The organism is Variovorax sp. CCNWLW225 (assembly GCF_037204045.1).
In the GTDB taxonomy this organism is placed as follows: Bacteria; Pseudomonadota; Gammaproteobacteria; order Burkholderiales; family Burkholderiaceae_C; genus Variovorax.
Genome location: NZ_JBBCBV010000025.1, coordinates 44464 through 56289, shown reverse-complemented (window position 1 = coordinate 56289; position 11826 = coordinate 44464). Strand labels below are relative to the sequence as shown.

10 protein-coding genes are annotated in these 11826 nt (G+C 59.0%); 9 read left to right on the top strand and 1 reads right to left on the bottom strand.

Annotation, left to right across the window (positions count from 1 at the left end; all coding sequences use genetic code 11):
• Window positions 1-94: 94 nt before the first annotated feature.
• The 3 genes from V9L20_RS25230 (at window position 95) to V9L20_RS25220 (ending at window position 3009) form a co-directional block, all read left to right on the top strand.
• The gene (locus tag V9L20_RS25230; RefSeq protein ID WP_125966994.1) at window positions 95-1504 is read left to right on the top strand and encodes an IS701 family transposase; all 1410 of its coding nucleotides are present in this window, start codon (window positions 95-97) and stop codon (window positions 1502-1504) included.
• Between the two features lie 22 nt (window positions 1505-1526).
• Complete coding sequence (locus V9L20_RS25225; protein WP_125966993.1) at window positions 1527-2000, top strand: hypothetical protein; 474 nt, start codon at window positions 1527-1529, stop codon at window positions 1998-2000.
• 571 nt (window positions 2001-2571) lie between these two features.
• The gene (locus V9L20_RS25220; protein WP_125966991.1) at window positions 2572-3009 is read left to right on the top strand and encodes a helix-turn-helix domain-containing protein; all 438 of its coding nucleotides are present in this window, start codon (window positions 2572-2574) and stop codon (window positions 3007-3009) included.
• A gap of 322 nt (window positions 3010-3331) precedes the next feature.
• Here V9L20_RS25220 and V9L20_RS25215 read toward each other — a convergent pair whose 3' ends face one another.
• Window positions 3332-4285: a LysR family transcriptional regulator gene (locus tag V9L20_RS25215; RefSeq protein WP_125966990.1), complete on the bottom strand. Its 954-nt coding sequence runs from the start codon at window positions 4283-4285 to the stop codon at window positions 3332-3334.
• A gap of 194 nt (window positions 4286-4479) precedes the next feature.
• Here V9L20_RS25215 and V9L20_RS25210 point away from each other — a divergent pair, with 194 nt between their 5' ends.
• From V9L20_RS25210 to V9L20_RS25185, 6 genes are all read left to right on the top strand, one after another.
• Window positions 4480-5433, top strand: coding sequence for an aromatic alcohol reductase (locus V9L20_RS25210; protein ID WP_125967004.1), 954 nt, complete (start codon window positions 4480-4482; stop codon window positions 5431-5433).
• 143 nt (window positions 5434-5576) lie between these two features.
• Window positions 5577-5753: a hypothetical protein gene (locus V9L20_RS25205; protein WP_164547951.1), complete on the top strand. Its 177-nt coding sequence runs from the start codon at window positions 5577-5579 to the stop codon at window positions 5751-5753.
• A gap of 333 nt (window positions 5754-6086) precedes the next feature.
• Complete coding sequence (locus tag V9L20_RS25200) at window positions 6087-7079, top strand: LysR family transcriptional regulator (protein WP_337298640.1); 993 nt, start codon at window positions 6087-6089, stop codon at window positions 7077-7079.
• Window positions 7080-7468: 389 nt separating this feature from the next.
• On the top strand, window positions 7469-9910 hold the full coding sequence (locus tag V9L20_RS25195; RefSeq protein ID WP_125966988.1) for a CaiB/BaiF CoA transferase family protein: 2442 nt from the start codon (window positions 7469-7471) through the stop codon (window positions 9908-9910).
• Window positions 9911-9993: 83 nt separating this feature from the next.
• The gene (locus V9L20_RS25190; RefSeq protein ID WP_164547950.1) at window positions 9994-10977 is read left to right on the top strand and encodes a Bug family tripartite tricarboxylate transporter substrate binding protein; all 984 of its coding nucleotides are present in this window, start codon (window positions 9994-9996) and stop codon (window positions 10975-10977) included.
• Window positions 10974-11774: an enoyl-CoA hydratase-related protein gene (locus V9L20_RS25185; RefSeq protein ID WP_125966986.1), complete on the top strand. Its 801-nt coding sequence runs from the start codon at window positions 10974-10976 to the stop codon at window positions 11772-11774. Before V9L20_RS25190 ends, V9L20_RS25185 begins: the two co-directional genes overlap by 4 nt.
• The last annotated feature ends 52 nt before the right edge of the window (window positions 11775-11826 follow it).

Sequence of the window (11826 nt, the reverse complement as noted above, 5' to 3'; positions counted from 1 at the left end):
TCGACGTAATGTTCCTTGGCTTCATCAGCTTTGCGCTGATCGCCGACGGACTTCGATTGTGTTAACAGGCCCTAGTCTTCGCACCGGAGGATTGATGAACGCAGTCGAGCGCTTCGATAGCTACCTGGAGCACCTGAGCGCAGGCTTGGGTCACACGGATCGGCACGCAGGCCTTCGTGGGTACTGCACGGGCCTGATGCTTCCCTTGTCGCGCAAGAGCGTAGAGCCCATGGCCGCGCGGGTGGATCCGACGCATGCCAGCGCGCGGCACCAAGCACTGCACCACTTCGTGGCCAAGGCCGAGTGGTCTGACACGCAGATGCTGCGGCGGGTGTGCCAGTGGGTGATGCCCAAGATGGACTTCAGTCAGGGTGGCTGGTGGATCATCGACGACACCGGGTTCCCGAAAAAGGGCCGCCATTCGGTCGGTGTCACGCGCCAGTACTGCGGGATGCTGGGCAAGCAGGACAACTGCCAGGTGGCCGTGAGCATCTCGCTGGCAAGCAAACAGGGCAGCTTGCCCGTCGCTTGGCAGCTGTACCTTCCCGAGGACTGGGCGGCAGATGCTGAACGCCGCACCAAGGCTGGCGTTCCCGATGAAGTGCGTTTCGCCACGAAGACGCAGATCGCGCTGCAGCAGTTGCGTACGCTGCTGGACGAAGGCGCACCGCGCCATTGCGTGCTGGCCGATGCCGGCTACGGCGTGGACAACGCCTTCCGCCAGGCGCTCAGCGACATGGGCTTGCTCTACGCGGTGGGCGTCACATCTGCCGTCGTGGTCTGGCCGCCTGGCGTGCAGCCGCTGCCACCCGAGCCTTACAGCGGCATGGGCCGCCCGCCAGTAATGCCCAGGCGCACGGCGACGCTACAGCCCATGAGCGTCAAGGCATTGGCGCAGTCGCTTCCAAGTCGGGCATTCCAGAACATCAGCTGGCGCGAGGGAACCAGCGACACACTGAACGGCCGCTTCGCGGCCGTGCGGGTGCGCCACGCCGGCGGCAATACGGGCAAGGCACGTCTGCGTCCCGAGCAGTGGTTGCTCATCGAGTGGCCGGCAAGCGACGCTGAGCCGAGCAAGTACTTCTTGTCCACCCTGCCAGAGGACACACCGATCAACGAGTTGGTCGACATCGCCCATCAGCGTTGGCGCATCGAGCGTGACTACCAGGATCTGAAGCAGGATTTCGGCCTCGGCCACTACGAGGGCCGAGGGTGGCGGGGGTTTCATCATCACGCCGCGTTGAGCATCGCGGCCTACGGGTTCCTCATGGCCGAACGCCTCGTCGCCGACAAGTCTGTCGGCGGTAAAAAAAACTTCATCGAACGCCAGGTGCCTACCCTTCCCGAGGATTACATCCCCCGCGGAAGTCCTGCGCGCGCAGCGCCACGTGCCGACGTCGATCACAACACTGCGCCATCGACTGAGCTACCAACTGATCGCTCGTCTCGGTCAGTGCCCCTGCTGCGGAAGGGCAAGCGCAAAGCTACTCTTGTGACACAGTAAGACTAGGACCAAGTTCCTCACCATGCTTGGCTGGAGAGCTTCAGCGCCTTCATCCGCGACATCTCAAGGGACGACCGTCAGCGCACTCTCTGGTCATGATCGCGAGCTTGCGAAGACCTTTCGTTCGCTCTTCGCTGACTCGGGTCTATTCCGGGAGTATCAACAGCATGACTTCTTGCTTCCATTCAGGGCGAAAGCCACTACCCCGCTATACACAGTTGTTGAAACTTGGACCAACGAAGCCCACTACTTCACGCACCAAGAACTTCGCCTTAAACAAGCCGCTTTCATCAAGGCAGCCAACGAATTGGCCGCGGAGCTGGTTCGCTACACCGTTCCAGACGGCAGAGGCTACGTTAGCGTGATTACACGGGATATGGATCCGGAGAACCTTCCAGCATATGTTCGAGATGAAGCCAAAGCTATTGACGCGAAGCTACCTGCATTTCTTCAATCGCATGAGCAGTTGCTCGCCACGTGCAATAGGCTCGCTTGACGCTCCTTTTGTCGCATGTGCAGGCAAAACCATCGAGCACTCCAACCATGGTTTTTTTCGCAAGGCGGCGGAGTTCCGCATACGTCGGTGAAACACTCCTGCCCTATCAGAGCGGCTCGAGATCCCAGCGCCTTAGCTGACTGACCGAGGTCAGCCGCAGCTACGCTCTCATTGTTCTTTTCTCTGTCTCGCCAGGAGTGTGGCCTCAACTAGGTGTCAAGCATGTCCCAATCGCTGCCCAGCGCCCAGCGCCCAGCGCCCAGCGCCCAGCGCCCAGCGCCCAGCGCCCAGCGCCCAGCGCCCAACGCAGCGCGGACAACTTCCCGGTAATCATGCCCCACTCGAAGTCGGTCCACGGCCCGACATTGCCGTGTCCGAGTTGCCGTTCAATGCGAATGGCGGCAGCGGCAGCGGCAGCGGCAGCGGCAGCGGCAGCGCTACGCCACACCGTGTCTACGGTCGTCCCCTGCGAATCCTGGAATTCCTCCCACTCCTGGCGCAAATTCAACTTCGGGCTCGCAGGCAACGCCGGCGGAGCGTCGGGGCTGTAGTGGCACGGCACAATGCGTCCATGCCCAACATCGCCTCAATCCTCAAAGCTGAAATCTCCCGCGTTGCTCGCAAGGAAGTGCGCGCCGAGATCGAAACACTCAAGAAAGCGTCCGTCGCACATCGCGCGTCGATTGCTGAACTCCGTCGCCAAGTGAATGCGCTCGAAAAGGAACTGCGTCGTGTTGCGAAGGGAGCAGCGCGCTCCGCTACGACGCCCGCTTCGGGCCATGAAGCTGCAGCGGGCCCGAAGCGCCGCTTTAGCGCAACCAGGTTGGCGGCACATCGCGCAAAGCTCGAACTGTCCGCAGCGAGTTATGGACAGCTAGTTGGTGTGTCTGGGCAGACGATCTATCACTGGGAGCAAGGGAAGGCTCGTCCGCGGGCCGCACAACTCGAACGCCTCGCGACAGTACGGGAATTCGGTGCACGCGAAGTCGCCGAGCGCCTGGCCACGTAATAGCACATAGGGCATGAAGCGTCTTGCCCCACGACTTCTAGAGCGAGGCAGGCTCGCGACGAATCAATGAATTGCCAGCAACCAATCTACGGATATGCGCAGCAAGCGACCCTGCGTGTAATGGGCCAGACAGGTCGGGCCGGGACGAGAACACTCCGATAGGGAGTGAGAGCACCAAGCTCGATGTTCAGATGGGAACTTCGTCAGCGAAAACTATCAGGGCCAGCGGGCATATCAGCCTGCATAACAAGCCGCACTGCAACCCTGCCTCCTGCTTCTTCACATTACTTGTGATCCGGGAGGCGCCCATATCGGACGTTCCTTAGGTGGGCCGCTGGCTCCGAGCCTGACGGCTTGTTTCGGCTGGCAAATGATTTCCCTTCAACTCGAGGTTGCCGAAGAGCTCGATCGTCCAGTCGATGAACGCCCGCATCGCCGGAGAAAGAAAGCTGTGATGCGGGTAGAGAAGTGATACGGGCACCGGCGCGGGCCGGCTGTCGGCCAGCACCTCGACCAATTCTCCGGACTGCAAATGGTCCGTCACCAGAATCTCAGGCAACTGCATCAATCCGAGGCCATCGAGGCCCAGCTTCATGTACAGCCCCGTCTCGTTGACCGCTACCGTGCCAGGGACTGGCACTGCGATGCCGACTCCGTCCTTGACGAAATGCAACTGGTTTTCCCGGCGCGTCGTGTTGGAAAAGTAGTGGACCGCTCTGTGTCGTTTGAGATCCTCCAGAACCTCGGGGACACCCCTTTCGTCCAGATAGGACGGCGCTGCACAGGTGATCCACCGCAGTTCGACCAAGCGGCGCGCGACCAACGTTGAGTCATTGAGGCTTCCAGTACGGATGACGCAATCGACTCCCTCCTGGATCAAATCCACCTGGCGATCATTGACTCCGATCATGAGGTAGATATCCGGGTACCGTCGTTGGAATTGCTCCAACTGCGGCAGGATCAATGCATGTGCAATGCCGCCCGGCATGTCCACGCGCAGTCGCCCCTGCGGACGATCGGCGGAGTGCAGACTGGATTCAGTGTCGTCGATCAGGTCCAGTATTTCGCGGCAGCGATAGAAGTACCGCTCACCTTCTGGCGTCAGGCTGAGGTTTCGGGTCGAACGGTTCAGTAGGCGTGTCTGCAGATGTTTTTCAAGCCTCTTGATGATGTCGGTGACCGATGACGCCGGCAATCCCAGGGTCTCTGCTGCGCGCACAAAGCTCTTGCTTTCGACTACACGAAGAAATACCTGCATTGCTTGTACGCGATCCATTGTCTTGTCCTGCTAGCGATAAAGGAAAGCGGCGCCACAAACCGGCATTGTTCGGATTTTCTGAATATGGAGAACGGCCAGGGCTGCTTTTTCTGTGTTGATGCCCCCGCTACAGTGCGTGCACATCACACGTACATGAGAAATCAACAATGCCCGATCGAGACCGTCAGCTGCCAGTGCCGCCAAGCCATACGATGAACCCAACAGATCCTAACGCCACGTCTCAGAACATTCTCGTGCTCGGTGCGGGGGAGCTCGGCCTCCCGGTGCTACGCAACCTGGCACGCCGCGCGAAGGACGTGGCCGGTGCGAAGATCAGTGTGCTGCTGCGCGCAAGCGCAGTGGAGTCCAGTGCACCAGGCAAGCAACAAGACATCGCCGAGATCCAAGATCTCGGAATCGAGATCGTCATAGGCGATCTCGTGAAGAGTTCCATCGATGAGCTCGCCGCAGCGTTCGCTCGATATGACACGGTCATCGGCTGCGCGGGCTATGCAGCCGGAATCGATACGCCAATGAAGCTGGCGCGGGCTGCCTTGCAGGCGCGAATCCCGAGGTACTTCCCCTGGCAGTTCGGAGTCGATTTCGACGTGATCGGTCGCGGCAGTCCGCAGGACATCTTCGACGCGCAACTGGACGTGCGCGAGTTGCTGCGTAGTCAGCAGCAGACCGAGTGGGTCATCATCTCGACCGGCATGTTCATGAGCTACCTGCTCGAGCCGGAATTCGGTGTTGTCGACCTGCAGAACGACGCAGTCCACGCTCTAGGCAGCCTCGACACCGCTGTGACGCTGACGACGCCCGATGACATTGGAGCGCTGACCGCTGAGATCGTGTTCACCAAACCCCGTATCCGAAACGAGATCGTGTATCTGGCCGGTGACACCGTGACCTACGGGGAGGTCGCTGACAAGCTGCAGGCGGGCCTCGACCGCCCCTTCAGTCGTTCGGAGTGGAGCGAGCAGTATTTGCTGGATGAGCTGGCGCGTGACCCGCACAACATGATGCGCAAGTATCGTGCGGCCTTTGCTCAAGGGCGGGGTGTCGCGTGGGACAAGAGTGGAACGTTCAATCAGCGGCGCGCCATCCCGGTCACCGACGTGGCGTCGTGGATCAATGCAAACCTTGCTTCGGGCCGCGGCAAGTAGTCGTGAGTCCGACCCGACACCATCTAGGCAAACTTCGATGAGGCGATCCTTGGTGTCGACGGCCGCCTGGACGCCCGAGGGCTGATCCCAGCCGGCTGCTTCCATGGAGCGCGCGGATCAGTGCTCTGTTCGAGTTGCTCCTGATGGCGATCGACCTCGGCTGGAGCGAGGTTGCGATCTCGCTGGATGACCAACTTGAATTTGCTGCTGTCGATGGCCACGACGCTCAGGGAGAACGGCTTCGGGCTTCGAATTGCGGCACATCAGACGTCACGTATCGGGTCGTCTCCGGCGACGAAGTTGTGAAGGCACGGCGATAGCAAGGTGACTTGGCTTCGATCCTCGCCTGCGAGGATTTGCTTCATGGCTCATCCCGGCCAGCCGCGTTGGCGGTTCAGTCCTGTGTTCACAGATGCCGGCATCGGGAATGATCCGCGTCTGCTCGGTCGAAAATCTGTGCACAGCAATCACACATCGTCAGTAATCGGCAGGCTTGGTGCGCCAAGGGATTACAAACCATACGATGCGCTGGAGAAAGTCTCCTCGATCCATTTTTCAAACGCGCGAGTTGAAAGCGAAGTGGAATTACATTTGTTGCATAGAGCTCGTACTGAGGCATCTTATCGGCGTGCTTAATTGCAATACGCCGATTTGTGAAATCAGAGGTATTTCAGATGCACCCTAAAAATGCGACCCAGATCCAGCTCAATCTTACATCTGACCTTCGCAAATGGCGTGCCTTTTTGGCAATTGCAGAGCTTGGAAGTCTGACACACGCAGCGATCTTTCTTGGCACGAGTCAGTCGCATCTGAGTCGTCACCTTAACTCGTTAGAACGTGATTGCAAAACTCGCCTATTTAATCGCACGGGGCGCGGCCTAACTCTATCGGACGTCGGATTACGCATTTTCCCGATTGTTAAAGACTTGCTTTCTGATGCGGAGCAACTCGAAACTGAAATTCATGGTGATGCACTCGAGCCTGCAGGTCTTGTCACCCTAGGTTTGCTGCCATCTATTGCAAGCGCTATCGCATTACGCTTGTTCGAGCGTGTGCGAGAACGATATCCCGCCATTCAACTCAAGGTGCAAGAAGGTTCTAGTGGCCAAGTCGAGGAATTGCTGACCGGGACGCGAGTCGACATAGGAATTTTGTATCGGTACAGCGACCTTCCATTAGAAGGCGAACAGGCTTTGGCGAGAATCGATAGTTATCTCGTGGGCCCACCTGGCGATCGGCTGACCTCAGCGACGGCGATCCCGTTTTCATCGTTGCACGGATTGCCCTTTATTTTACCTAGTGCTCCGAATGGCTTGAGGGCGGCACTCGACAGGCTTTCGCGACTAAACCATATATCGCTTAATGCCGTGATTGAAGCTGATTCTCTGCCACTCATGCGGGCTGGGGTGGCAGATTCAGGTTTATACACCGTATTGCCGATTCACGCCGTTTGGTCTCAAATTCAGGAAAACCGCCTGCAGGCTGTGAAAATAATTTCGCCTGAAGTCAAGCGTATCGTTTCGATGGTCCTATCGAGGAAGAAGGGGCCCGCTCGCGCTGTATCGGCGGTCGCCAAAGAAATCACAAAAATCATTGAAGACCAGAGGAGGGAGGGTATGTGGGACCAAATCGGTGATGGCGATTAAGTCTGCGGCTCCCGCTCCAACTGGTTTGCTTGTTTGCGCAATGCAGGCTTGCGCGCATTGTGTGCACAGTAGATCCGAGCTTCCTTATGCTGATCGCCAGTGGGATGCCAAGCGCCGAATTGAAAAAGCCACGCTCTTTCATGTCGCCTGATTTCTGGATCGCCGTATGGGCTCCCACCCAACGAGACATATCTGGAAAGAAAATCTATGGCTGTGCTTACGCCGCCCCTTGCTCACCGAACGCTTGAGGCAATTCCCCCCCTACACGCTTTTTGCAGCGGCATTAATGCTGCAGCAGTTAAACAAAAGAGATTTTCAACGTTGGGCGTGCAGTCAGGGCATGGCCAGTCTGACCGCCAAGACGGGGCACGACTCACGGGGCTGGGGGCATGACGTCAGCGCGATCTGCTCTTTCCGAACTGCGAGTGCTAGAAATCGGCGATCTACCTGCCGGTGCCCTTTGCGCTCGCATGTTCGCTGATTTCGGCGCGGACGTTGTGAAGTTGGAGCCCTCTACCGGCGACCCAGGGCGCCTCATTGCACCTTTGATCAACACAGGCGAGGGGGAGGGCGAAGGCGCGTTTTTCTCCTTTCTCAATACACGAAAGCGCAGCGCACTCCTCTCTCGCGAAGCCCTTGCCAACCTATTGGTCGAGGCTGACGTCCTGATCGATTCGCTTTCGCCGGCTCAGCGTCAGGAGCTGGGGGTTGACCATTCAGCGCTCGCAACGTCGAATCCATGTCTTGTCATCGCCGCCATGAGCTGGTTTGGAGACGACGGTCCGTACAGCGAGTTCAGTGGCAGCGACGCAGTATGCCGAGCCCTTGCCGGTGGCACCCAATTGGTAGGGCCCAATGAAGGCCCGCCAACTGCGCTGTACGACTATCAGGCTGGCCTTGTCGGCGGACTGACCGCGTTCATCTCCACACTTTCGTCCGTGCAGGCACCTTTGCGCCGTGGACGACGGCTCGAGTTGCCGCTGTTCGACGCGGCTATTACGCTGGCCGACTACAACGTCGCGCTGAGTTGGGCGACAAACGGACTGGATGAACGTTGGGGAGTCAACCGCTTCTCACCCAATTTCCCACTCGGTATTTACCGTTGCAAGAGTGGTTGGGTGGGAGTGACCGTCGTTACTCCAGTCCAGTGGAGGACTTTTTGCTCGATGCTCGGCGTGGAAGATTTGGGGAGCGATCCGCGCTTCGTGGAGCGCAGCGGTCGATTGCAATGTGCTGACGAACTGGAGGCTCGCTTCGTTTCCCGCTTTCTGGAAAAAACTGCGGAAGAATGGTTCTCCCTGGCGCTGCAGAGAATGCTTCCGCTCGTTGTGGTTCCAAGCATCGAAGAATTGCTGAATACGCCCGAGCATCGTCGACGCGAGGTCTTTGAGACTATTCGTCACGGTAGCCGCACACACGAGCAGCCTGCTTCTCCGCTACGGTTGCAGGGCACGCCGCCGCTGCGTGGCGGTTCGGTTCCCGCGGCGTGCGCAGACGAAGCGCGTTGGCGCGAATCTTCACAACCACGCGCCGAAGTACCGCTGGATCGCGGCGATTCACGCGCGCCGCTGGCTGGCATCCGTGTTGTCGACCTGTCCATGGGTTGGGCTGGCCCACTCGCCACACGTCACTTCGCCGAACTTGGTGCCGACGTCGTGAAGGTTGAGGCTTGCCAATATCCCGACTGGTGGCGTGGGGTCGACGACCGTGCGATTGTCTTTGAACAGCGGTTGTACGAGAAAAGCCCCTACTTCAACGTGCTGAGCCGCAGCAAACGCGGCATCACACTCGATCTGACGACGGAGGAAGGTCGGCAGCTGGTGAAGGCGCTCGTGAAAGACGCGGACGTCGTTATCGACAATTATTCTGCTGGCGTGCTCTCGAAATTGGGTCTTGACTACGTAGATCTGAAGCAAGCCAATCCGGAAATCATCATGCTGTCGATGCCGGCTTTCGGCACTGACGGACCATGGCGGGAATGCCGAGCCTACGGCTCCACCCTTGAACAAGCTTCTGGACTACCCATGGTGGCCGGGCGTCCGGAAGATCCGCCTTCAATGGTGCACATCGCGTACGGCGATCCGATCGGCGGCCTGCATGCGGCGTCAGCGTTGCTAGTGGCACTCTTTCACAAGCAGCGGACTGGGTGCGGTCAACGCATCATTCTTTCGCAGGTCGAGTGCATGATGTCCATGGCGGCGCCGTGGATCGTGGAGCAGTCCGCCAATGGCTGTGTTGTTGACCGAATGGGCACCCGCCACCCTCATCATGCGCCCCACGGCTTCTACCGCTGCATGGGCAAGGACGAGTGGTTATTGGTTGCCGTCACCGACGACGTCAAATGGCTGCAACTGTGCGAAGTGATAGCCAGGCCCGACTTGGCGAGCGATAGCACGCTGGCCACTGCGGCAGGGCGGCGCGGGGCGCTTCCCCGTATCGACGATGTCATAGCCGCTTGGACGGCCACTCGCACGCCGCAGATGGCGATGGAGGAGCTGCAGCGTGCGGGTGTTCCGGCTGGGGTGAGCCGTCGACCCTTGGAACTGCTGAACGACCCTCATCTCAAGGCGAGAGGCTTCTGGCAGTGGATCGACCGGGAACTGGTCGGCTTGCATCCTCAGCCTTCTCCACCTTATCGCGATTCCCTGGAAACGCTTCCCCCATTGCGTCCAGCACCGACGCTCGGCCAGTTCAACCACGAAGTCTTGAGCGATCTGCTGGGCCTCGACAAGACCCAAATCGACGCGCTGCAGGAGGCTGGCGTCATAGGAGACCGGGCGGTCAGGCCAGAGTTTCGCAAGTCGCGGGCGGCCAGCGGCCGATCGACCTGACCTGATCTGAAATGCATGCCCGTTTTGCAGGGCCATCGCTGGATGTCCCGCTGGCTGAAATTCAACTCAAAAGGAGACACGTTATGTTCATCAAAAAGAATCAACCACGCTGGCCGCGACAGAGCATTCTTGCTTTGACATTGGGAACTCTTGCGCTGGCGGCTTCAGCGCAAGACTACCCAACAAAGCCGATCACTCTCGTCGTTCCCTTCCCACCCGGTGGAAGCACCGACGTGCAAGCACGGCTGGTCGCGCGCGGGCTGCAGGCGCAGCTCAAAACGCCGGTCATCGTTGATAACAAAGCGGGAGCCTCTGGCGCCATCGGCACCCGTTTCGTCGCCAAAGCTGAAGCCGACGGCTATACGTTGTTGTTCGGCAGCACATCCTCGCTCGCGGCAGAGCCTGTGCTGAACGACCAGGCCGGCTTTGATCCAGCGAAGGACTTCGCCATGGTCAGTCTTGCGACTGACCTGCCATGGCTCCTGGTCGTCGAGTGCCGCAATGGCCCGAAGACTGTTGCGCAGTTGGTCGAGGCGGCACGCGCCAAGCCGGATGCGCTCAACTATTCGTCGGTGGGCTATGGGAGCGCGAGCAATCTCGTGGGAGAGATGTTCAAACAGAGCAGCGGCATCAAGGCGTTGCACGTCCCCTACAAAGGCGAGGCACCTGCAATCACAGGCCTCATCGGTGGCGAGGTGCAGTTTACGTTCGTCAGCCCGGTTGCGATGCCCCACATCACTGGGAAGCGCATTTGTCCCCTGGCAGTGACAGGAAGCAGCCGTCTGCCGCTGCTGCCTGATGTCCCGACCTTTGACGAAGCCGGGGTCAAGAACATGAACTTCAACGTCTGGTACGGGATCGTAGCGCCCGCCAAAACGCCAAAGGCAGTTTTGGAAAAGCTTGAGCGAGCGGCCATGAACGTCGTCAAGACGCCGGAGTTCACGAAGTCAGTCTCCACCTTAGGTGTGACTGGCGTAGGCAGTACGGGTGCCGACTTTTTGAAACGTTTGCAGTCCGACCAAGCGACCGTTCGCGCGCTCTCCAAGGTTGCGAGGTTGAAGGAATGAACGCCTCCTCGATTCAGGAACTGCAGTACTGCCGCGTGGAACATCGTGGGCCCATCACCCTCATCACGATTTGTCGGCAGGAAGTAAGAAACGCACTGCATCGGCCTGCATGCCTTGAACTTGAAGAGGTGTTCGACCGTTTCGCCGCAGATCCTTCAGCCTGGGTGGCGATCATCACCGGAGAAGGCGACAAAGCGTTCTGTGCTGGCAATGACTTGAAGTTTCAAGCGGCGGGCAATGACAACACCTGGCCGCCCAGCGGATTCGGTGGTCTGACTGCTCGGCATCAACTTGAAAAACCCGTGATCGCAGCTGTGAACGGCGTCGCGTTGGGTGGAGGCTTCGAGATTGCTTTGGCGTGCGACCTGATCATTGCAGCCGAGCACGCGGAGTTTGCTCTACCTGAGCCGCAAGTTGGGCTGGCTGCAGTCTGTGGCGGACTCCTGCGTCTGCCACAGCAGATCGGACTCAAGCAAGCGATGGGGATCATTTTGACAAGCCGGCGCGTTGGAGCCACCGAAGCGAAGTCTTTGGGCTTTGTCAACGAAGTGGTACCCAAGGACCAAGTGCTCCCAGTGGCAATTCGCTGGGCACAAGAAATCCTCAAGGGATCGCCACTTGCCATCCGTGCATCAAAGGCGCTGGTAAACGCCGGCTTGTGGGACCCGGAAATTGATCGAACGTATCCGAAGCAGAAGCAATTGCCGACGGTCGCTGCTCTGTACTCTAGCGCCGACAGGATCGAAGGGCCCAAGGCTTTTGCGGAGAAGCGCAAGCCGGTCTGGCAGGGCAAATAAATCAGCGAAAAGCGCTATGGGTTAGCGGATGAGGAAATTTCGCGCTCGGCCT